The following is a 22,141-nucleotide window of genomic DNA, read 5'->3' as shown; positions in this document are numbered from 1 at the left end:
GGCTCTTCATCCCGTGCCGCCTCGGAGGAAGCGGCACATGACCTGTCTAACAGGGCGGGGACGCGGGGGCGCCGGACAAGGCGAGTGGCTGCGATCGACGGCGCCTTGTCATCGGTGACCGGTCGGTAGGCGGTCGTTCGACTTCAGTCCGACCGTGCCGCCAACCGAGTGAGAGCGAGGTAAGTGGTGTTACCCGGTGTCTCCGAACGGTCACGGGTATGGACTGCCCGCCACCGAACACAGGTGCGGCAAAGGAAGCCGGGCGCTGGTCCGTTCGGCCCAGTGCCCAGTCGTTCCACTGTGGACGTTCTCCGAGGGGCTTCGCAGGTCGAGGTCATGAGACGGTCGCGGTGCGAAGGAGTTCATCGACGCCCGGTGTCCGCCACTCGTCCATCACCACGATTTGCCTGTCCGCAACGAACCAGATCCGCTGGGTCACCTGTGCCTCGCCGCTGCCACCCGTCTGTCCACGAGGAACACAGTTGACGATCCACTCCTCGTAGGTCGCCGTCGCGGTGCCGATCGGTGCGGTGGTGGAAATCGTCTTGGTCGCGTCACCCTCTTGGCGGAGGTCCTTGCGGCCGGCGGCGTTGCAGGCACGGCCGCCCGCGCTGCGCCGGTACAGCTCGCCCGGCCGATAGGTCGGCTGCTCCGCGGATTCCTTCGTGTTGTCGGTCACGAGGAAGTAGCGGCAGTTGAAGTACTTCTTCGGATCCGGGCAGCTCGAATCGACGATCACCTTCTCGAGTCCCTGCGGCACCGCCGTCCAGCCCGGCGGCAGGTGCAGGGTCAGCGCGCCGACCGTGACGTCGGTGAGCCCTTGCGCGGGAGGCGCGGCCGAGGTCGGCTTCAGCGGCTTTCCGCCGGTCATGCCCGCGACGAGGTCCGGGTTCAGGAGTTCGGCCACCTTGTCGTAGGGCAACGAGTAGTCCTGGACGGCGCAGGCGGTGGAAAAGCCGAGATCGGTCATGTTGACGGTGACCTCGACGGCCGCCGGTGTGAACGCGAGCCACACCTTCCGCTCGTCGGTGAGGTCCGCCGCCTTGATGGGCCGGTACGGGAAGGTGGTGCTGACGGGTCCGCACTGCTCCCGATCGGGCCAGATCCGTTCGGAGAGGATCCGCAGGCCGTCGTCGGTGAACTTCCCGGGGGCGAACAGCTCCGCGGGGGTGAGGGCCTTGCCCTCCTTCAGGTCGATGGTCACCGTGGCGCGGCCGTAGCTCCAGGTCGGATGCGGTTTGTTCGCGAGATCGTGCGAATAACGCACCGAGAGGTACCGCTCGTTCTGCGTCCGCACCTCGGCCTTCGTGATCAGGGTGTACGGCCCGCGTTCCGGCTCCAGCTTGGCGGCGCCGGGACCGGTCTTGCGGTTCCACTCGTCGATCGGCGCGGTCAGGGCGTCGTTGACCCGCTTCAGCCAGGCTTGGTCGGTGGACCCGGCCACCTCCGGGTAGTCCCCGGTGTAGGCGAGGTTCGTTCCGGGAACGGTGCCGGTGCGGTTCTTCATGTCGACCTTGAGCGCGACGGCCTGCTGAGTCGTCGGCGGCGACTCCGGCGGGGTGCTCGCGTCGGAGAAGACGACCACCGAGCCGACCACCGCGGCCGTCGCCGCGACGACACCGATGGCGATCTTCAGCCCGGCCGCGATCCCGCCGGTCGACGCGGCCACCGCGCCCGTCCCGGCGGCGACCCCCGGCGCGGCCGCCGTACCCGCGCCGAGCAGGGCCAACGGCGTCACCGCGGCGAGCAGGCCCGTCGCCTTCGCCAGCCGTGACCAGCCCTTGCGTTCCCAATCTTCGCCGTAACCCGCACGGGCGACGCGTTCCAGTTCGCCGACGAACCTGAGCGCGTCGACCGGTCGTTTCGACGGGTCCTTCGCCATCCCCAGTGCGACGATCTCGTGCACCGGCCCGGGCGCTTCGCCGAACGGGATGGGTGCGTGTTCGTGCAGCGTGCGGAGCACTTCGGTGTCGTCGGCCTGATAGGGCCGGTGCCCGGCGACACACTGGAAGAACACGCAGGTCGCGGCGTAGACGTCGGTGGCGGGAGTGGCCTGTCCACCCGCCCATTGCTCGGGCGCCATGTACGCCGGGGTGCCGACCGCCGGGCCCAGCTCACCGGCCAGGACCGCCGTGCCGAAGTCGACCAGCTTGCTCTCGCCGGTGTCGGCGACGAGGACGTTGCCCGGTTTGTAGTCGCGGTGGACGACGCCGACGGAGTGCGCCGCGGCCAGCCCGAGCAGTGAACCCTTCAGCACCGCGAGCGCGGCTTCGGGTTCGAGGGCGCCTTCGGCCTGAAGTACCGCGCGCAGCGAGACGCCGTTGATCGCCTCCATCACGATCGCCGCGCCCTGCGGTGTCTCGAAGAACTCGTAGAGCCGGACGACGTGCGTACTCGACACCCGATGCAGCGCCAGCGCTTCCTGCCGGAACGCGGTCAGGTACGCGGGGTCTGCGGCGAAGCGGGAGAAGAGGTATTTGATCGCGACGAGATGGCCGGTGTTGTCCTGGCGTGCCAAGACAACGCGGCCGAACGTGCCCTCCCCCAGCTGTTCGAGTTCGGTGAAGCCGGGCAGTCTCCACTCATCGGTCAGTGCCACCGTGCCTCTTCCAGAATCTTGTCGAGACCTGGAGTGTTCCATTCGTCGACGACCACGAGCCGCGTTTTCGGCAGGAACCACACCCGCTGGGTCACGACCCCGCCACCGGAACACGTGAGCTGCCATTCCTCGTAGGCGGCCTTCCTCGTCCCGATCGGCCGCAGCTCATTCACCCGCAAGACGGGCGAACCCTGCGTTTCGCCCGGCGCCCCGAGGGAAAGACACGGACGCGGACCGGTCGAGCGGTGGTACGGCTTGCCCGGTTCATACGCCGGAGTGGACGGATCGACCCGTGAATTGTCACTGAAGAGAACGTGTGCGCACTGCGCTCCCGCGCACTGGTCGGCGGTCACCAGAGAGCGCTCGGGTGTCGCGCTGGAGCGCAGCGACCACTTTTCCGGCGTGGTGATGGTGAACGCGCCGACGTCGGTCTCTTTGGTCCGGTGTGCCGGTGTGTCGCCGAGCAGCTTCTTGACCCTGGGACTCAGCAGGCCGAGCAGCCGGTCGTACGGCACGGTGACCGTCGTCGGGTTGCAGACCATCGGATACCCGAGCGCGAAGGCCCTGAGGTGGAAGACCATCCCGCTCGCCGCGGGCGCCGCCTGCACGACCGCCGCGTCTTCGGTGTACCGATCCGACATCGACCGGGCGGGAAGACGCTTCGGCTCCGATGGCGGCTCGGCGAGGCACTCACCGGGTTTGGCCGAGGCGTAAAGCCGCTCTTCCAGTGCCAGCATCCGCTCGGCGTTGCCGTCGACGTCGTCGAACAGGTCCGGGGTCGAGATCACGTCGCCGCCGGACAGGTCGATCACGAGGGTGAGGACGTCGTAGCCGCCGTGATTCCCGAGCTGCACCGTGTCGACAGAGCGTTCGTAGACGACCGAGAGCAGCTTGTCGTCCTGGCGCAGGACCTCGGCCTTGGTGGTCATATGCGGGATGTCGCCGTCGGGTTCCTTCTCCGGCGGGTTGCCCGGCGACCAGACGCTCGTGAGCCAGCCGTCGACGGGCGCCATCAGTGCCTTGTTGACCCGCTCCTCGACGGCCTTGTCCTTCAGGCCGGTGATGCGGACGTACTTGCCGTTGAAGTCGAAGCCGTCGAGCCTCTCGGCGCGGGTGAGGACCTCGACCTGCATGGCGGCGAGCGTCGTCGTCGGTGGTGGCGGCGGGTCATCGCTGTCGGCGTCGACCACCACGACCGTGCCGACGGCGGCCGCGGTGACGGCGGCGATCGCGGCGGTCACCTTGAGGCCGAGCGCGATCCCGCCGCCAGTGGTCGCGGCGGCGCCGCCCGCGATGACCGGCGCGGCGGCCGTCCCGGCCCCGAGCAGCGCCAGCGGGGAGAGGGCGACCAGGACACCGGCGCCCTTGGCGAGCCGGTGCCAGCCGTTGCGCTCCCAGTCGTCGCCGTACGCCTTCCGCGCGGACGACTCCAGTTCGGCGACGAACTCGGCCGCGCCCGACGGCCGCTGGGCGACGTCCTTCGCCATGCCGCGTGCGATGAGGTCACGGACCGGTTCGGGGACCTCGCCGAACGGGATCGGCGCGTATTCGTGCAGCGTGCGCAGCACTTCGGTCCGTTCGGCCTCGTACGGCCGGTGTCCGGCGACGCACTGGAAGAACACGCAGGTCGCGGCGTAGACGTCGGTCGCGGGGGTGGCGATCCCGCCGGACCACTGCTCGGGCGCCATGTACGCGGGGGTGCCCGCGGCGACACCGGTCTGCCCGGCGAGCACGGCGATGCCGAAGTCGACGAGCTTGCTTTGCCCCTCCCGGGTGACCAGGACGTTGGCCGGTTTGTAGTCGCGGTGGACGGTGCCCGCGGCGTGCGCGCCGGCGAGGCCGAGCAGCGAGCCCTTGAGGATGGCCAGCGCGGCTTCGGGTTCGAGCTTCTCCTGGCGGCCGAGGATCTCTTTCAGGGAGATTCCGTGAACCGCTTCCATGATGATGGCGGCACCCTGTGGGGTTTCCACGAACTGGTGCAGACGGGCGATGTGCGGTCCCGAAACGCGGCTCAGGATCTGCGCCTCGTAGCGGAATTCGGCCAGCCGCCGTGGGTCCGCCGCGAACCGTGTGTACAGGTATTTGATGGCCACGACCTGGGCGGATTCCTCGTGCCGCGCCAGCACGACACGCCCGAACCCGCCCTCGCCGAGCGACCCCATCTCGGTGAAACCCGGCAAGGCCCAGTCGTCCACAGATTCCTCCGCGATTCCCGATCGTGTCCCCTTGGAGGTGAGCTGCGCCGCAGCGGTTCCCCGCCTTCCGGGTTTAGGGTTACTCGTCGGTCACTTAGCCCGTTGCGATGGAGGAACGATGCGTTCGCCGAAGGATTTCTTCGCCCCGCTCGCGGTTGGGGCGCCGGAACCGCTCCGCCAGATCCCCGTGCCTCCTTCGCGGATGATCCACTTTTTCGATCCCGGCAACGAGAAGATGGCCGCCAAAGTGCCGGATCTCGCCAAGAAGGTCGACGTCCTGCTCGGGAACCTCGAAGACGCGGTGCGCGCGGACCGCAAAGAGGCCGCGCGGAGCGGGCTCGTCACCATCGCCAAGGCGAACGACTTCGGCAAGACGCAGCTGTGGACCCGCGTCAACAGCCTCGACTCGCCGTGGGTGCTCGACGACCTGATCACGCTGGTCACCGAGATCGGCGACAAACTCGACGTGATCATGGTGCCGAAGGTCGAAGGCGCGCAGGACATCCACTACGTCGACAGGCTGCTCGCGCAGCTCGAAGCGCGGGCGGGCCTGACGAAACCGCTGCTGGTGCACGCGATCCTGGAAACCGCCGGCGGCGTCGCGAACGTCGAGGAGATCGCCGGCGCGAGCCCCCGGATGCAGGGCATCTCACTCGGCCCGGCCGACCTCGCCGCGAGCCGCCGGATGAAGACCACCCGGGTGGGTGGCGGACACCCCGGTTACCTCGTGCGCACGGACCCGATCGGCGACGACCTGAACGAGGGACGCACGACGTATCAGCAGGACCTCTGGCACTACACCGTCGCGCGGATGGTCGACGCCTGTGCGGCGAACGGGATCCTGCCGTACTACGGGCCGTTCGGCGACATCCGCGACGTCGTGGCCTGCGAGGACCAGTTCCGCAACGCGTTCCTGCTCGGTTGCGTGGGTGCGTGGAGCCTGCACCCGGTGCAGATCGACATCGCCAAGAAGGTGTTCTCGCCCTCGCCCGAAGACGTCGCGTGGGCGCGGCGCGTGATCGCCGCGATGGGTGACGGCACCGGCGCCGTGATGATCGACGGGAAGATGCAGGACGACGCCTCGGTGAAACAGTGCCGGGTGGTCGCCGAACTCGCCGACGCGCTGGCCGCCGACGACCCCGAACTCGCCGCCGCCTACGACGCGGCCACTCAGGAGGCTCAAGCATGAATCCCCGACGTTCCGTCCTCTACATGCCCGGTGCGAACGAAAGAGCGCTGGAAAAGGCGAAGACGCTCGACGCCGACGCGCTCATCCTCGACCTCGAAGACGCCGTCGCGCCCGACGCGAAGGAAGCCGCTCGTGAGCGGGTCTGCGCCGCCGCGTCGTCGAAGGAGTACGGCGAGCGCGAGGTGACCATCCGCGTCAACGGCCTCGACACCGAATGGCACGACGCCGACCTCCGGGCCGCCGCGCAGGCGGGTCCGGCCGCGATCGTGGTGCCGAAGGTGAACTCCGCCGCCGAGGTGCACAACATCGAGCGCGCGCTGGAACTCGGCGGCGCGCCCGACCACACGAAGATCTGGGCGATGGTCGAAACCCCGGTCGCGATGCTGCACGCCGAGGAGATCGCGTCGGCGTCCGAGCGGCTGACCGTGCTGGTCATGGGCACGAACGACCTGGCGAAGGAACTGCACGCCGAGTTCGTCCCCGGCCGCGCGCCGCTGCTGGGCGGGCTTTCGCTGGCGCTGCTGGCCGCGCGGGCGACCGGCAAGGTGATCCTCGACGGCGTCTACAACGACGTGCAGGACCTCGAAGGCTTCGAGGCGGAGTGCCTGCAAGGGCGCCAGTTCGGCTTCGACGGCAAGACGCTGATCCACCCGGCCCAGCTGGAGCCGTGCAACCGGATCTTCGCGCCGTCGGAGGAGGAGATCGAGCGGTCGCGCAAGATCATCTCGGCGTTCGAGGAGGCGCGGGCGGCCGGGCAGGGCGTGGTGACCGTGGACGGGCGGATGATCGAGAACCTGCACGTGGACAACGCGCGGCGGATCCTGGCGCTGGCGGAAGCGATCGGCACCTGACGCGTTTCGTCCTCTAGTTGCGGTGGTTGCGTGTTCAAGTAGGCAACTCATATGGACGCCTGCCTAAGCTGTACGCATGACCCAACACCGGCTTACGTCGATCGAAATCGAGGGTTTCACCTCGATCCGTTCGGCGCGCGTCGACCTGGGCGCGATGAACGTGCTGATCGGAGCGAACGGCGCGGGAAAAAGCAACTTCGTCCACGCGCTCGAGCTACTCGGCCGGATCGTCGAAGGCGAGCTGGGCTTGTTCGTCGGGCTCAACGGCGGGGCTTCAGCGCTGCTGAACGTCGGCGGACCAGCACCCCGGATACATCTTCGTCTGGAGGCCGAGACCAGCTCATATGAAGCCGCTCTAGTCCCGGCCACCAGCGACGAACTGGTCTTCGAAGCAGAAATCCTGTACTCCCGAGCAGGGGAGAACTTCCAGCCCTACGTTCAGCCGCTTGGGCGCGGGCATCGAGAAACACGGCTACCGGACGAGGTTGATCGGGCCCCGGGAGGGATCGCATCACGCTTCACCCACCTCCTCCGAGGCTGCAAGGTCTACCACTTTCATGACACCAGTGCCGACGCACCGGTCAAACGCCTTGTCTCAACGGCGGACGACATAAGCCTGCGAAACGACGCCGGAAATCTCGCCGCTTATCTGTACCGCTTACAGCGAACTGGAGATCCTGCCGAGCGCTCTGCTTACCGCAGGATAGTCGGCGCTATCCGTCTTGTAGCGCCATTCTTCCGAGATTTCGTCCTCAAGCCCGACAACAACGAGCGAATTATTTTGCGTTGGCAGCAAAAAGAATCCGATGCGGTCTTTTCAGCCAACCAGATGTCGGATGGCACACTACGGTTCGTCTGCCTGGTAACGCTTTTGCTGCAGCCAGAGCTGCCAGGTCTTGTGGTGCTGGATGAACCGGAACTCGGACTGCACCCGTTCGCGATCGTTCAGCTGGCCGATCTGCTGCGTCAGGCGTCACGGCGCAGCCAGGTTCTCATCGCCACCCAGTCCGTGACTCTCATGAACCAGTTCGAAGTCGACGACCTGATAGTGGTCGAACGCAAGTCGGGAGAATCCGATTTCACTCGGCCGGATCTCTCCGCCCTGGAAGACTGGCTTGCCGACTACTCGCTTGGCGAGCTATGGGAGAAGAACTTGCTGGGCGGGCGCCCTACCCGGGAGGATAACAGTCGCGGATGACAGCCGAGTATCGACATCTACATCTCCTGGTCGAGGGGCAGACCGAGGAAACTGTGGTCAACAACGTCCTGGAACCCTATCTGCAAGACCGAGGGTGGACGATCACGAAATCGATCGTGACGACCAAGAGGCCCACCGCCGGACCTGCCAGTCATGGCGGCGTGAGCAGCTGGGCCAAGCTTGAGCACGAAATCAGGCTATTGCTGAGGAACAGCGACATCCACACCCTCACCATCCTGTTCGACTACTACGGTTTCCCTCGCGATAGCCCCGGCATGGGAAACAGGCCTTCATCCTCCGTTTACGAGCGGGTAGAACATGTGGAGAAGGCTCTCGTTTCGGCGATTTCCGATACGCGCTTCGTTCCTCACCTGATCTTGCATGAACTCGAGACCTGGGTCTTCGCCGCCGCCGAGCAGCTCGGCTGGCTGTTTTCCGGCAGTGGCCTCACGGAGCGACTCCTGAAGGACGTAGAGGGCGCGGGCGGCCCAGAGCTGGTGAACGACGGCCCGAACACCGCGCCCTCGAAACGACTCGCTCGCTACTGTGCCAGCTATTCGAAGACCAACGACGGCCCCTTGGCCATAGCGGACCTTGGCATCGAAGGGCTGGCTGCCCAATGCCCCCATTTCGCCGCCTGGCTCGCCGAACTCGGCTCCAGGGCCTGACGCGTTTCGTCCTCTAGTTGCGGTGGTTGCGCGTGCAACTACCGCAACTAGAGGACGAATTGCGTTAGGGGCAGGGCCAGGGGCGCGAAGGGGGGCGAAGGGTTTCGTAGGCGGCAGCGGCGCGTAGGACGTCTAGGTCGGCGAAGCGGCGGCCGCTGAGCTGGAGGCCGATGGGCTGGTCGTCGCTCGTGTAGCCGCAGTTGATCGAGACCGCGGGCTGGCCGGACATGTTGTACGGCAAGGTGAACGCGATGTGCTCGAACGGGCGGCGCGGGTCGTTGGTCGGCGAAGGCCACTCCGCGGGCGGGGCCGAGACCGGGCAGGTCGGCGACAGGACGACGTCGAAGCGTTCGGTCACGCGCAAAGTCGCGACGGCGATGGCGTCGATCTGCGCGAAGCCGCGGTAGGCGTCGACACCGCTGACGTCGCCGCCGCCGGCGGCCCAGTCGGCGATGTACGGCAGGACCTTCGCGCGGCGGTCTTCGGGCAGCATCGACATGTCCGACCAGGCACGGACGCGCCAGAAGGTGTCGAGCCCATCGAGCATTTCGCGGCGCAGGAACGGATCCACCGGTTCGACGACGGCGCCCGCGGCTTCGAAGGCCCGTGCGGCCTCAGTGACCGCCGTGCGGATGTCGGGCGAGACCGGGAGCCCGACGCCCGGGTCGAGGTGCAGTCCGATCCGCAGGCCCTCGACCTGGGCCGAAAGCGACGTCCAGTCGAGCGACTCGGGCGGCAGCGAGAGGTGGTCGCGACCGTCCACACCGGACAGAACGCTCATCAGCAGCGCGGTGTCGGCCACGGTCCTCGTCATCGGCCCGGCGACCCGCCCGAGGAACGGCGGGTCCACCGGCACCCGGCCGAAACTCGGTTTCAGCCCGACCAGGCCGCACCAGCCCGCCGGCAGCCGGATCGAGCCGCCGATGTCGGTGCCGACGTGCAGCGGGCCGTAACCGGCGGCGGCCGCCGAACCGGCGCCCGCGCTGGAGCCACCGGGCGTGCGCGTGGTGTCCCACGGATTCCGTGACGGGGGGTGGAAGCTCGACAGACCGGACGTCAGCATCCCGTAGTCCGGCATGGTCGTCTTGCCGAGCAGGACCCCGCCGGACTCCCGCACGCGAGCGCCCGCCGGGGCGTCTTCGGGCGCGGGAACGAGCGCGGTCGCGGCCGTACCGAGGGGCACCGGCGTGCCGCGGGTCGCGATGTTCTCCTTGAGGGTCAACGGAACGCCGTCGATCGGGCCGAGCGGTTCCCCAGCGTGCCAGCGGCTTTCGGACGCCTTCGCGTCTTCACGCGCGCCACTCGGGTCGTACGCGTACAGCGCGTGCAGTTCGGGTTCACGCGCCTCGACGCGGGCGAGAACCGCTTCGGTGACTTCGACCGGCGACAACGTTCTCGCTCGGTACTGGGCGATCAGTTCGACGGCGGTCAGATCGGGCAACTCCGGCACAGGGTCCTCCTCACGTCGCGGGTGGTTCGAAGCGGCCGTCGACCGCGGTCCAGCCGCCGTCCACCGCCAGCACGGACCCGGTCACGAACGACGACGCGTCCGAGGCCAGGTAGACGACGGCGCCCGCGAGTTCGCCTGGACGCGCCCAGCGGCCGAGCGCGCCCTTGGTCGCGTAGGCGTCGTACCAGTCCGGATTCGCTTTGATCTGCGCGGTGAGCGGGGTCTCGACGACGCCGGGCGCGATCGCGTTGACCCGCACCCCGGCCGGGCCGAACTCCGCCGCGGCCGTGCGGAAAAGCTGCACCAGACCGGCTTTCGTCGCCGCGTACGGGCCTTGGCCCGGCTCGACGGTCGTACCGCGGATCGAGGAGAACCCGATGATGCTGCCCCGTCCGCGCTCGACCATCCCCGCACCGAACGCGCGGACGACCTCGAAGGTCGCACCGAGGTTCAACGCGATCACCCGGTCGAATTCCTCGCGCGAGTACTCCAGCAACCGCTTGCGTACGTTGGTCGCGGCGGTCAGCACGACGACGTCGATCTCGCCGAGGTCCGCGGCTGCCCGGGCGGCAGCGCCGTCCGAGAGCAGGTCGATCTCGTACGCCTCCCCCGCGCCGGTCTCCTCGGCGGCGGCGACGTCGCGGTCCGCGACGATCACCTCGGCACCGTGCGCGGCCAGCGCCCGAGCGGCTTCGCGGCCGATACCGCTGCCTCCGCCCAGCACCACGGCCCGTCGCCCGTCGAGGCGGAACAGGTTCTCATAGCTCATGGCCGCAGTACCGCCATCCTCGTCACGGTCAGTTCTTCGACCGTGAACCGCGGCCCTTCCCGCCCGATCCCGGAGTCCTTCACGCCGCCGTACGGCATGGTGTCGGACCGGAAACCGGGCACCTCGTTGACCACCACTCCACCGACGTCGAGTTCGTCAAGCGCGCGGAACGCGGTCTGCAAGGACGTGCTGAACACCGAAGCGTGCAGGCCGTAGCGCGACGCGTTGACCGCGTCGAACGCTTCGTCCACAGAGGACACGGTGCGGACGCAGACCACGGGGCCGAAGATCTCTTCGTCCCAGCATTCGAGGCCGTCGGGCACGTCGAGCAGCACCGCCGGACGCAGCACTGTCCCGTCCACGCCGCCGCCGACGAGCCGTGCGCCCGCCGAAGTCGCTTTGTCGACCCAATCCTGAACGCGCCGTGTCGAGCCCGGGTCGATCAGCGCCGAGACCCGCGTCTTCTCGTCACGGGGATCACCGGCGACGACCTCGCCGAGCCTCGCCAGCACGCGTTCGGTGAACTCCTCGGCGACGGCTTCGACGACCAAGACGCGCTGCACTGAAATGCAGGCCTGCCCGGACGCGTAGAACCCGCCGCGCAGCACGGCGTCCACGGCAGCGTCGAGATCCGCGTCCTCGGCGACGACGAGCGCGGCGTTGGAACCCAGCTCCAGCAACGTCTTCGTGGGCGCGGCGTCGCGGGCGATCCGGTGCCCGACCTGCGCGGATCCGGTGAACGACACCGCGCCGACGCGCCTGTCCGTGGTCAGCGCCGCCCCGACGGCGGCGTCCCCGGTGACCAGCTGGACCATCGCGGGCAGGTCGGTCAGCGAGCGCACGAGGTGCACGAGCCACAACGTCGCCAGCGGCGTCTGCGGCGCCGGTTTCACCACCACCGGGCAGCCCGCGGCGATGGCGGGCGCGATCTTGTGCGACGCCAGCAGCAGCGGATAGTTGAACCCGGCGATGCCGACCACGACGCCGATCGGCTTGCGCTTCCAGAATCCGACCAGCCCGTCGCCGGACGGCAGCAGGTCGAGGGGCACTGTCTCGCCGTGCAGCCGCGAGACCTCTTCGGCGGCGGCCTGCCAGGTGACGATCGTGCGGGCGACCTCGACGCGGCAATCCACCAGCGGTTTGCCGGTCTCCAGGACCAGCAGCCGCTCGAAGTCCTCGCGGCGGGCCTCCAGAGCCGCGGCGACGTCGTTCAAGAGCGTGCGCCGAGTACGCGACGGCAGCGCCGCGACCTGCTTGAACACCGCGACGGCCGCGTCGATCGCCCGGGTGGCCAGCTCCGGCGTCCCGACCGGCGCCCGGCCGATCTCGCCTCCGTCGTACGGGAACGTCACCGGCTCGGTGTCCATAGTGGACACCCAACCGTCACCGATCGGCAGTCCCTCCGGGTACTCAAGCATCGTCGCCTCCGTTGCGAAGCCGCGCCAGTTCGGCCCGCAGGTTCGGCGCGGCCGCCAGCAATTCCCTGGTGTACTCGTGTTCCGGCGCGCCGTAGACCTGGTCGACGTCGCCCATCTCGACGATCTCCCCGTGCCGCATCACCGCGACCCGGTCGCATACGTGCCGCACCACGCCGAGGTCGTGCGAGACGAAGACCAGCGTCAGCGAGTACAGCTCGACCAGCGACGCGAGCAGGTCGAGGATCTGTTTCCGCACCGAGACGTCGAGCGCGCTCACCGGTTCGTCCGCGATGAGGACACTCGGGTTCGGCGCGAGCGCCCGCGCGATCGAGATGCGCTGCCGCTGCCCGCCGGAGAACTGGTGCGGGTACCGGCCGGCGGCGTCTTCGGGCAGGCCGACCGCCGTGAGCAGCTCCGAAACCCGCGTGGGATCCCGGCGGCCCAGCGGCTCGGAGATGATGTCGCGAACACGCATCCGCGGGTCGAGCGAACCCATCGGATCCTGGAAGACGATCTGCAGTTCCGACCGCAGGAAGCCGAGTTCGCGTTCGGGCAGCGTGTCGACGCGCTTGCCCTGGAACGAGACACTGCCCGCCGTCGGCTTGTCGAGCGCGGCCAGCAGCCTGACCAAAGTGGACTTTCCCGAGCCCGACTCGCCGACGATCCCGAAGCGTTGACCAGCCTCGACGTCGAAGGAAACGCCACGCAGGGCATGGACGTCACGACGAGTGTAACGGCGTTCCAAACCTCTCACCGAGATCATCATCGGCTCGCCTCCAGATCCGAAGCGGCCAGCAGCTTCTTCGTGTAGTCGTGCTGGGGCATGGTCAGCACGTCGCGTGTGGTTCCCGCTTCGACGATCTCGCCGTCCAGCATCACCAGCACCCGCTCGCACACCGACGCCACCACGGCGAGGTCGTGCGTGATGAACAGCAGTGCGCTCTCCCGCTCGCGGACGCCGTCGAGGATCAGGTCCAGGATCTGCGCCTGCACGGTGACGTCCAGCGCGGTCGTCGGCTCGTCGCAGATCAGCAGCTTCGGATCGTTGGCCAGCGCGATCGCGAGCACCACACGTTGCCGTTGTCCGCCGGACAGCTGATGCGGATACGCGCGGAAAGTCCCGGGTAGTCCCACGGAATCCAGCAAAGCCTCCGCCGCGGCGCGGTGATTCCCGCGATCGCGGTGGATCCGCATCGGCTCGGCCACCTGCGCGCCGACCCGCATCGCCGGGTTCAGCGCCGTCATCGGTTCCTGGAACACCATCGACAGCTCGTTACCGCGCGACCGCGACAGTTCCCTCTCCGACGCGGTCAGCAACTCGCGGCCGTCGAGCTTCACCGAACCGGACGCGCCGAGTTCTTCGGGCAGCAACCCCATGATCGACAACGCCGTCAACGACTTCCCCGAACCGGACTCGCCGATCAACCCGACGCGCTCGCCACGCGCGATGTCGAACGAGACGCCACGGACCAGGTCACCGATGCCGAGGCCGCGGACTTCGAGGGTCATAGCCGCGCCGCCAATCGGGGATCGAGCCGATCGCGGAGGCCGTCCCCGAGCAGGGTGAAACCGAGGACGGCGATGGCGATCGCGACGCCGGGCACGAGCGCGAGCCGAGGGTGCAGGGTCAGGAACACCTGGGACTCCTGCAGCATCCGGCCCCACGACGGCGTCGGCGGCCGCGTGCCGAACCCGAGGAACGACAACGCCGCTTCCGCGAGCACCGCGATCGCGAACGACACGGAAGCCTGGACGATCAGCAGTCCGGAGATGTTCGGCAGCACGTGGCGCGCGGCGATGTTCAGCCGCGACCGGCCCGCCGACCGGGCGGCCAGCACGAACTCGCTGCTCATCACCTGCAGCGTTCCCGAGCGGGCGATGCGGGCGAAGGAGGGGATGGTGGCGATGCCGATCGCCACCATCGCGGTCAGCGTGTCGGCCCCGAACACCGCGCCGAACATGATCGCCAGCAGCAAGGCGGGGAACGCGAGCACGAGATCGTTGACGCGCATGACGAACTCGCCGAGCCACCGCGACGACATCCCGGCGAGGATGCCCAGCGGCGTCCCGATCAGCGCGGCGATCCCGACCGCGACCACGCCGACGTACAGCGTCGTCCGCGCGCCGACCATGAGCTGGCTGAGCACGTCACGGCCGAAACCGTCCGTGCCGAGGACATTGGCGCCGCTGAAGTCGTGCAGCCGATGGGCCGCGTCGACCTTCACCGGATCGAACGGCGTCCACACGAACGAAAGCAGCGCGGCGAGCACGATCACCGCGACCAGGGCGCCGCCGATGACGAGACTGCGATCGCGCATCAGGAACCCCGCAATCTCGGGTCGAGCACCGTGTAGAGGACGTCGACCACGAAGTTCACCAGCAGCACGCCGACCACCAGCACCAGCACGATCCCCTGCACGGACAACAGATCCCGTGACGCCACCGAGTCGAGCAGCATGCTGCCCAGCCCCGGCAGGACGAACACGCGCTCGACGACGACCGCGCCGATCAACAGCGTCGCCAGTTGCAGGCCGAGCACCGTCACCACCGGCACGGCGGCGTTGCGCAGCCCGTGGCGGAACAGCGCCTGGAACGGCCGGAGTCCTTTGGACCGGGCGGTGCGCAGATAGTCCTGCCCGAGTGTGTCGAGCACGGCGGACCGGACGTAACGCGTGAGCACCGCGCCCTGCACCAGGCCGAGCGACAACGCCGGCAGGACGAGGCCGCGCAGGAATTCGCCGGGGTCCTGCACCGGCGGTGTCCAGCCACCGGAGGGCAGCCAGCGCAACCGCACCGCGAAGATCTGCACGAGGATGATGCCGGCGAGGAACGCGGGGATCGCGACGCCGATCTGCGACAGCCCGGAAACCGCGGCCCCGTCGGCCTTCCGGTGCCGCACCGCGGCGAACGTCCCGGCCGGGACGGCGATCAGCAACGCCACCAGCATCCCGGCCCCGACCAGCCACAACGTCACACCGAGCCGGTCGGCCAGCGCGGGTCCGATCTCCTCGCGGGTGACGTATGAGCGGCCGAAGTCGCCTCGCAGGACACCGCCGATCCAGTCGGAGTACTGCGTCACCAGCGGCCGATCGATGCCGAATTCGGCACGGGTCTTGGCGATCAGCTCCGGTGTCGCGTTGACGCCGAGCGCGACCTGCGCCGGATCACCGGGCAGGACGGCCATGAACAGGAACACCACGATGGACGCGACCAGCACACTGGCCACGAGGATCGCCAGGCGGCGCACGATCTTGACCGTCATCGCGGCGCCAATCCCGTGAGATCGAACGACTCGCTGACCTGGTTGCGGACGAACCCGGTCACCTTGTTCTTCGCCACGATCACGTTGGGGAACAGGAAGAGCCAATCAGCGGCGGCGTCTTCGGACAGCCGCCGCGCGACCCGCCGCATCGCCTCGACCTGCTCCTGGGGCGTTCCCGCGTCGGCCTTCGCCAAGTTCTGCCGGACGGATTCGCCGTCGTAACCCCAGTAGTACTTCGGCCTGCCGAACGTGACGATGTCGCGCGCCTCGACGTGCTGGATGATCGAGAGATCGTAGTCGCGGTCGGTGAAGACCTGTTTGAGCCACACCGCCGGGAAGTCCAGCGGTTCGATCGTCACCGTGACCCCGACGTCCGCCAGTTGCGACGCCACCACTTGCGCGGCCGAGACGGCGTACGGCAGGTTGGGAATCCTCAAGCGCAGCGAGGATTTCGGCTGGCCAGCCTCGGCGAGCAGCGACCTCGCCTTCGCCGGGTCGAACGGGTAGGCACCGGAAAGGTCTTCGTACCAAGGATCGGTCGGCGGAACCATGCTGCCGATGAGCGTGCCGCGCCCGGCCCAGGCCGTGTCCAGCAACGCCCTCCGGTCGATGGCGTAGGACAGCGCGCGCCGCACGCGGACGTCGTTCAACGGCGGGCGCGCGTTGTTGAACGCGAGCGTGACCTCGCTGTTCGTCGTGCCTTCGACGACGGTGAACCGGTCGTCGCTCTGGAACTGCGGGATCGAATCCGGCACGGTGATCGCGGAGATGACGTCGATCCCGTTGCTGAGCAAGGCGTTGTTGAGCGCCGTCGGATCCTTGACGTACTTGAGGACGACAGTGGTATAGGCCGGTTTCCGGCCCCAGTACGCGGGATTTTCCTTGAGCACGATGGAATCCCCGCGCCGTCGCGAAGACACCGTGTACGGACCGGTGCCGATCGGTTTGTTCGCGAGATCCGCGACGCCGGTGGGGCTGAACATCGCGCCGAGCCTGCTGGTGAGGCTGAACAGCCAGCCGTTGCTGGGTTTCGTGAGCACGACCCGCGCGTGGTCCGGCGCGACGACGTCGACCCGGTCGACGACGTCCATTGTGGACTTGATCGAAACGGTCCAGTCGGTTTTCACGCGCATCAGCGAGAACTTGACGTCCTCGGCGGTGAACGGTGTGCCATTGCTGAACTTCGCGTCCTTGCGAAGGGTGAAATCGTAGGTCTTGCGGTCTTCCGAGACGGTCCACGATTCGGCGAGCAGCGGCACGATCTTCCCGTCCGCGTCGAGTTTCACGAGGCCCTCGTAGACGTTGTAGAGCAAGGCCTGGGGAATGGCGGCGCCGTCGGTGCGGGTGAAGTCGAAGTTCGCGGGCTCGGCGGTATAACCGACGGCGAGCGTGGTGGGATCCTTGGCCACCGTGGCACTCGAACCGGCGGAGCAGCCGGAAGTCACCAGCAGCACCACGAGCGCCGCCGCGTGGATCCGGACTTTCATCCTGCCCCCTGAACGGTAGACTGGTCTGACCAGTAAACCAGACGAGACGGCAGGGTCAAGATGGAGTTCGAGCCGGTCGCCCCTGTCCGCGCGTACCAGCGTGTCGTCGAACAGATCGAGGAAGCCGTATTCAGCGGCCGGATCAAACCCGGCGATCGGCTGCCGAGCGAACGCGAACTCATGGTGCAGTTCGACGTCGGCCGCTCGACCGTGCGGGAGGCGCTGCGAGTGTTGCAAGCGGCGGAAATGATCCGCTCGCGGCCCGGCGATCCACGCGGCCCCGAGGTGCTGGCCGCTTCACCCGCCGCGCTGCACCGGTCCATGCACCGGCTGGCGCGGGCCGATCACCTCGGCCTCTCCGAACTGCTGCAGTTCCGCATGATCCTCGACGGTTCCGCTCATCTGCTCGCCGCGCGGCTCAGGACCGAAGACCATCTCGCCGAGTTGACCACGGCACTGGAAGCGATGCGCGCGGGCGTCTCGCGGGGTTTCGCCGAATTCAGCCACGCGGACGTCGCGTTCCACGAGGCCATCGCCCGCGCGACGGGGAATCCGCTGCTGGTGATCAGCGGCGAGGTCGTCCGCGGGGTCGTGCTGGAACTCATCGAGGACAAACTGGAGCACGCCGACGACCGGACGGCGTTGATGCGCAATTGGCTGGCGCATCACGAAGAGGTGCTGGGAGCGATCCGGGGCTCCGACGGCGAACGCGCGGCGAGGCTGGCGAAACAGGCGCTTTACGACAACTACGCCGAGTACGTCCCCGCAGAACAACGTCGCCTTCTCCAGCCGCTGCTCGCTTGACCCGCCTCTACACTTGTTCGAGTGGGGGATGCCAAGAAGCCTTCAGCAGCCCGGGAGGGTGTCGGTCTCGCGCTGTCCGGCGGTGGCTACCGCGCGATGTTGTTCCACACCGGTGCCCTGTGGCGGCTCAACGAACTCGGCTGGCTGTCGAAGATCTCGACGTTCTCCAGCGTCTCCGGCGGCTCGATCGCCGCCGGCGTCCTCGCGCACGCGTGGCCGGATCTGCAGTTCGAAAACGGTTTCGCGAACAACTTCTCCGACAAGGTCGTCGCACCGATCCGCGCTCTGGCACGTACGCGGCTGGACGTCCCGGTCACCTTGCGCGCCATGGCCGTGCCGTGGCGCAGCGCCGGTGAGGAACTCGCGCGGGTGTACGCGAATCACCTGTTCGGCGACTGCTGTCTCAAGGATCTCGACCCGGCGAGCCCGCAGTTCGTCTTCACCGCGACCAACCTCCAGGACGGCGCGCTGTGGTGGTTCTTCCGGCAGAACGGGCCGCACGGGGACATCCCGCTCGCGACCGCCGTGGCCGCGTCGTCCGCTTTTCCGCCGGTGCTCTCGCCGGTGATCTTCCGCGACCCGCTTTCGGCCGAAGTGGGCCGGAAGATCGTGCTGAGTGACGCCGGCGTCTACGACAACCTCGGGCTGGACCCGGTCGAGGGGCATGCGACGGTGCTGGTCAGCGACGCGGGCAAGCGGATGAAGGTCAAGCGGAAGATCAACCGGAACTGGGGGCAGCAGCTGCTGCGCGTCCTCGACATCATCGACAACCAGGTCCGCGAACTGCGGCGGGGCGCGCTGCTGAAGTCCTATGTGGAGAAGGAGTTCGCGGGCGCCTACTGGGGAACCTACGTCGATCTGGAGAACTTCGAGCTGGCGGATTCCCTGACGGCGCCGGTCGAGCTCACGCACAAGCTGGCGGAAACCCCGACGCGGCTGACGAAGTTGCCGGAAGTCTCGCAGGAGCGGCTGATCAACTGGGGTTACGCGGCCTGTGACGCGGGGATGCGGCGGTGGGTCGACACCGAGGCGGCGGCTCCCGACGGGTTCCCGTTCCCGGCCGTCGGCGTCGGCTGAGGTGTTGTGAACGGGACTTTCATCTCAGAATCCGCGAGGAAAGTCCCGTTCATAACACGCTCGTCGTCAGGCGACCAGGTTCGCGTAGACGATGATGTTGTCCTTGTAGCTGTGCTCTTCCTTGTCGAAGACACCGCCACAGGTGATCAGCCGTAGCTGCGGCTTGTCCGTGTTGCCGTAGACCGCTTCCTCGGGGAACTGGTCCTTGGGAACCTGGTCCTTCTTCTCGACCACGAACTTCAGGCTCTTGCCGTCGCTGCGGTCGATGAGGATCTCGTCGCCGGGGCTGACGTCCTTGAGCTTGTGGAAGATGCCCGGCTGCTTGTTGCCGTCGACGTGGCCGAGCACGATCGCCGGGCCGACGTCACCGGGTACCGGCGAAAGCTGGTACCAGGCGGCCTGCATCGGCTTCTTCGCCGAAGGGACGGCCATCTTGCCGTCCTTGTTGACCGCGACCGCGATCAAATTCGACTCGGCGCCGATCTTGGGGATCTTCACGTTCGTCGGCCGGGTGCCGTCGAACGGCTTCGTGACCGGGACGGTCGATTCCGCCGGTGCCTGCTGTGCGGCCGGCGCGGGATCGTCGGTGCCGCAACCGGTCAGCGCGAGGGAAAGGATCAGGGTGGCCGCGACCGCGCGGCCACCCCGCCTCAGGAACTTCGTCGACATTCGATCAGGCCGCGGTGGCGCCGAAACCGGTCTCGATGCCGCCCTTGGGGGCATACTTGACCTGCTTCTCCGGCTTGCCAGGGGTGCCAGCGCCGCCGCCGATGGGCGACTCGAACTCGATGTCCGCCTTGCCCGGCTTGCCGCCACAGGTCCAGGTGAAGGAGCTGGAGTTGCCCTTGAAGGACTTCTTCACCTTCACGATGTAGACCCAGTAGCGGCCGTCGTCCTCGGCCTGGTTGTGCCTGATGATGTCGAAGTCCGGCGCCGAAACGTTCGACGGCTCGCCCGACTGGCAGGCGATGACCAGCGCGCCGATGCCGGTGTCACCGATGTAGCCCGCACCGACGTTGTCGTAGAAGGGATCCTCCGGCGACGTGGTCGGCGTCTCCGAGGTGGAGGTCGGCGACGGCTTGCTCGAAGTCGGCTTGCCGCTGGTCGAGGTCGGCTGCTGCGACGACGAGGAAGGCGCACCGCTCGACTCGGGCGGAGCCGTCGTCACCTTGCCACCCGTCCACGAGGGCGAGGGCGCCGTGGTGGGCGTCTCGCTCGTCGGCGCGGGAGGCGTCGTCGTGGTCTCGTCCTGCGCCATCGCGGCAGGCGCCACGGCCAGCGAGATGACGGCGCCGGCCAGCACCGCACCAGCGAGGCGGCCCAACGTCTTCTTCAAAGTGATCTCCCAGTGGAAAAACAGCGCAACGCACGGTGACCCCCACCCTGCGACCACCCGAGAGGAATCCCTCGTTCGGGTGACAGCGCGATACTGCCGGAAAATCGCAGGTCGACTGTAGCGAATAGACAGTGACAAGAACCACTGGGACAACTGGTAACACCGAGGTGGCCCGATCCGATACAAGGGCCCGAAAGTCGCTCAACAGAGGAGAAATCCTCGCGGCGCTGGAGGAATGTTAACACCCACATGGCCGGAACGGTTGCCATGCGGAAGCGTTTTTTCCTCGTCCTCCACACGTCCCGAAATCGTCGGTTTTCCTGGCGAATCGGCCATTTCCCGGGCCTTTGTTACCCACCGGTTCACACGTTCGGAGTACTCATTCGTGAAGTACTGACCAGCTCAAGACACAAGCCGGTACCCAGTAACCTAAAGGTCACGATTAGAGCACCAGGAACAAAGCCACGGCGAGGGATAACGCGCCGAGGAAGCCCGCTAAGAGCAACCAGGGCTTCGGCGACATCCGCTTCCGCACCGCCCGGCCACCGCCCACGGCCGCGAGCAGGAGCCCGAAACCGAACCCGATCCCCGGAATGAAGGTCGCGAGTGTCCGGTTCTCCGGGGCACAGGCCCAGATCTCGTCGCTCGGGCAAGGCTTCGACGCGAGTTCGGCCAGCACGCCCGCCGCGACGATGGCGAGGAAGCCGAGCACCAGGAGCCAGAACAGGCCCCACATCCATTGACCGAGCCGCCGAGGCGGTTTCGTCTCCTCCACGCGCTCCAGGTTAAGGCGCTAGCCGAGTGCCGAAGCCAGATCCGTCCAGAGATCTTCCGGATCCTCCAGCCCGACGCTGAATCGGACGAGTCCGGCGGGCACGTGGGCGTCGCCCGCCAGCCAGGCTCGCCGCTCGACCAGGCTCTCGACGCCGCCGAGGCTGGTGGCCGCGCGGATCAGCCGCAGCGAACCGATGACCTTGTCCGCGGTCTCCGCGTCCGGCAGTTCGAACGCGATCATCGTGCCGGAGCCGGGATAACGCACCCGGGTGATCGCGGGGTGGTCCAGCAGCCGCGCCGCCAGCGACGCGGCCGAACGGGTCTGCTCGGCCAGGCGAACCGGCAGCGTCCGCAGGCCACGTAGCGCCAGCCACGCTTCAAGCGCTCCCGGCGTCGCGCCCATCCGGGTGCGCGCGTCCCGCAGGTCCTTCGCGACGCCTTCGTCGGCCGCGATCGTCAGGCCGAGCAGCAGATCGCTGTGTCCGCCGATGAGTTTCGTCGCGCTGTGCACGACGATGTCCGCGCCGAGTTCGAGTGGCCGCTGGCCGAGCGGGGTGGCGAACGTGTTGTCCACGGCGACCAGGCCGTTCGCGGCGGCGGCGATCGTCTCGATGTCGATGACGTCGAGGGTGGGGTTCGTCGGGGATTCCAGCCAGAGCAGGTCGGCGTCCGCGGCGGCGACCCACGCGGCCGTGTCGTCCGGCGCGATCTCGGTGACCACCAGGCGACCGGTCCGGTGCGCGTGCGCGAGCAGCCCGCGAGACCCGGCGTAGGAGAACGTCGGGACGCAGACCCTCGCGCCGACCTTCAGCGTGTCCACCACCGCGCTGAGCGTCGCGATCCCCGAGGCGAACGCGGTCGCGTGCCCGCCTTCGAGGGCGCCGATCGCGGTTTCGAGGGCTTCCCAGGTCGGCGTGCCGTTCTCCCGCGAATACGCGCGATCGGCGCCGGCGTCGAAGGTGCTCGCCGCGACGATCGGCACGTTCAGCGGTTCGCCGGGGCCCTCAGGGCGTCCGGCGGCGACGGCGAGGGTGCGGGGTGACCATTCGTTCGTGTCCACCCCG

The 22,141-nt window shown here is 68.0% G+C and carries 20 protein-coding genes; 6 read left to right on the top strand and 14 right to left on the bottom strand.

Annotated elements, in window-relative coordinates:
* Window positions 1-334: 334 nt before the first annotated feature.
* Complete coding sequence (locus tag BS329_RS26250) at window positions 335-2,599, bottom strand: serine/threonine-protein kinase (protein WP_244197298.1); 2,265 nt, start codon at window positions 2,597-2,599, stop codon at window positions 335-337.
* Window positions 2,590-4,794, bottom strand: a complete 2,205-nt coding sequence (locus tag BS329_RS26245) for a serine/threonine-protein kinase (RefSeq protein WP_076163922.1) — start codon at window positions 4,792-4,794, stop codon at window positions 2,590-2,592. Before BS329_RS26245 ends, BS329_RS26250 begins: the two co-directional genes overlap by 10 nt.
* A 118-nt stretch (window positions 4,795-4,912) precedes the next feature.
* Between BS329_RS26245 and BS329_RS26240 the strand changes: the two genes are divergently transcribed.
* The 4 genes from BS329_RS26240 (at window position 4,913) to BS329_RS26225 (ending at window position 8,700) form a co-directional block, all read left to right on the top strand.
* Window positions 4,913-5,983 (top strand): HpcH/HpaI aldolase/citrate lyase family protein, encoded by a 1,071-nt coding sequence (locus tag BS329_RS26240; RefSeq protein WP_076163921.1) that lies wholly within the window; start codon window positions 4,913-4,915, stop codon window positions 5,981-5,983.
* Window positions 5,980-6,834, top strand: coding sequence for an HpcH/HpaI aldolase/citrate lyase family protein (locus BS329_RS26235; protein WP_076163920.1), 855 nt, complete (start codon window positions 5,980-5,982; stop codon window positions 6,832-6,834). Before BS329_RS26240 ends, BS329_RS26235 begins: the two co-directional genes overlap by 4 nt.
* Before the next feature lie 76 nt (window positions 6,835-6,910).
* Entirely contained in the window at window positions 6,911-8,032 is a 1,122-nt protein-coding gene (locus BS329_RS26230) for an AAA family ATPase (RefSeq protein ID WP_076163919.1), read from the top strand.
* Window positions 8,029-8,700, top strand: coding sequence for a DUF4276 family protein (locus tag BS329_RS26225; protein WP_076163918.1), 672 nt, complete (start codon window positions 8,029-8,031; stop codon window positions 8,698-8,700). Before BS329_RS26230 ends, BS329_RS26225 begins: the two co-directional genes overlap by 4 nt.
* A 64-nt stretch (window positions 8,701-8,764) precedes the next feature.
* Here BS329_RS26225 and BS329_RS26220 read toward each other — a convergent pair whose 3' ends face one another.
* From BS329_RS26220 to BS329_RS26185, 8 genes are read right to left on the bottom strand one after another with little or no spacing between them, the layout of a single operon-like run.
* Window positions 8,765-10,150 (bottom strand): amidase, encoded by a 1,386-nt coding sequence (locus tag BS329_RS26220; protein ID WP_076163917.1) that lies wholly within the window; start codon window positions 10,148-10,150, stop codon window positions 8,765-8,767.
* 10 nt (window positions 10,151-10,160) lie between these two features.
* The gene (locus tag BS329_RS26215; protein WP_076163916.1) at window positions 10,161-10,919 is read right to left on the bottom strand and encodes an SDR family NAD(P)-dependent oxidoreductase; all 759 of its coding nucleotides are present in this window, start codon (window positions 10,917-10,919) and stop codon (window positions 10,161-10,163) included.
* On the bottom strand, window positions 10,916-12,337 hold the full coding sequence (locus tag BS329_RS26210) for an aldehyde dehydrogenase family protein (protein WP_076163915.1): 1,422 nt from the start codon (window positions 12,335-12,337) through the stop codon (window positions 10,916-10,918). The genes BS329_RS26215 and BS329_RS26210 overlap by 4 nt, the downstream gene beginning before the upstream one ends.
* Entirely contained in the window at window positions 12,330-13,103 is a 774-nt protein-coding gene (locus BS329_RS26205; protein ID WP_084750188.1) for an ABC transporter ATP-binding protein, read from the bottom strand. The genes BS329_RS26210 and BS329_RS26205 overlap by 8 nt, the downstream gene beginning before the upstream one ends.
* Window positions 13,100-13,846, bottom strand: coding sequence for an ABC transporter ATP-binding protein (locus BS329_RS26200; RefSeq protein WP_076163914.1), 747 nt, complete (start codon window positions 13,844-13,846; stop codon window positions 13,100-13,102). The genes BS329_RS26205 and BS329_RS26200 overlap by 4 nt, the downstream gene beginning before the upstream one ends.
* Window positions 13,843-14,655, bottom strand: a complete 813-nt coding sequence (locus tag BS329_RS26195; protein ID WP_076163913.1) for an ABC transporter permease — start codon at window positions 14,653-14,655, stop codon at window positions 13,843-13,845. The genes BS329_RS26200 and BS329_RS26195 overlap by 4 nt, the downstream gene beginning before the upstream one ends.
* On the bottom strand, window positions 14,655-15,599 hold the full coding sequence (locus BS329_RS26190; RefSeq protein ID WP_076163912.1) for an ABC transporter permease: 945 nt from the start codon (window positions 15,597-15,599) through the stop codon (window positions 14,655-14,657). The genes BS329_RS26195 and BS329_RS26190 overlap by 1 nt, the downstream gene beginning before the upstream one ends.
* Entirely contained in the window at window positions 15,596-17,086 is a 1,491-nt protein-coding gene (locus BS329_RS26185) for an ABC transporter substrate-binding protein (protein WP_076163911.1), read from the bottom strand. Before BS329_RS26185 ends, BS329_RS26190 begins: the two co-directional genes overlap by 4 nt.
* Before the next feature lie 60 nt (window positions 17,087-17,146).
* Between BS329_RS26185 and BS329_RS26180 the strand changes: the two genes are divergently transcribed.
* Window positions 17,147-17,890: a FadR/GntR family transcriptional regulator gene (locus BS329_RS26180; protein ID WP_076163910.1), complete on the top strand. Its 744-nt coding sequence runs from the start codon at window positions 17,147-17,149 to the stop codon at window positions 17,888-17,890.
* Window positions 17,891-17,911: 21 nt separating this feature from the next.
* Window positions 17,912-18,967, top strand: a complete 1,056-nt coding sequence (locus tag BS329_RS26175) for a patatin-like phospholipase family protein (protein ID WP_279628189.1) — start codon at window positions 17,912-17,914, stop codon at window positions 18,965-18,967.
* Between the two features lie 66 nt (window positions 18,968-19,033).
* On the opposite strand, the gene BS329_RS26170 is transcribed toward BS329_RS26175, so the two are convergent.
* The 4 genes from BS329_RS26170 to BS329_RS26155 form a co-directional block, all read right to left on the bottom strand.
* Entirely contained in the window at window positions 19,034-19,636 is a 603-nt protein-coding gene (locus tag BS329_RS26170; RefSeq protein ID WP_076163909.1) for a class F sortase, read from the bottom strand.
* Between the two features lie 4 nt (window positions 19,637-19,640).
* The gene (locus tag BS329_RS26165) at window positions 19,641-20,303 is read right to left on the bottom strand and encodes a hypothetical protein (protein ID WP_076163908.1); all 663 of its coding nucleotides are present in this window, start codon (window positions 20,301-20,303) and stop codon (window positions 19,641-19,643) included.
* Window positions 20,304-20,745: 442 nt separating this feature from the next.
* Entirely contained in the window at window positions 20,746-21,078 is a 333-nt protein-coding gene (locus tag BS329_RS26160) for a hypothetical protein (protein WP_076163907.1), read from the bottom strand.
* Window positions 21,079-21,096: 18 nt separating this feature from the next.
* The gene (locus tag BS329_RS26155; protein WP_076163906.1) at window positions 21,097-22,137 is read right to left on the bottom strand and encodes a trans-sulfuration enzyme family protein; all 1,041 of its coding nucleotides are present in this window, start codon (window positions 22,135-22,137) and stop codon (window positions 21,097-21,099) included.
* Window positions 22,138-22,141 lie beyond the last annotated feature (4 nt).

It is taken from the genome of Amycolatopsis coloradensis, from assembly GCF_001953865.1.
GTDB classification, from domain to species: Bacteria; Actinomycetota; Actinomycetes; order Mycobacteriales; family Pseudonocardiaceae; genus Amycolatopsis; species Amycolatopsis coloradensis.
Note: the sequence above shows the minus strand (reverse complement) of the source record. Positions and strands in the feature narration are given on the sequence as shown.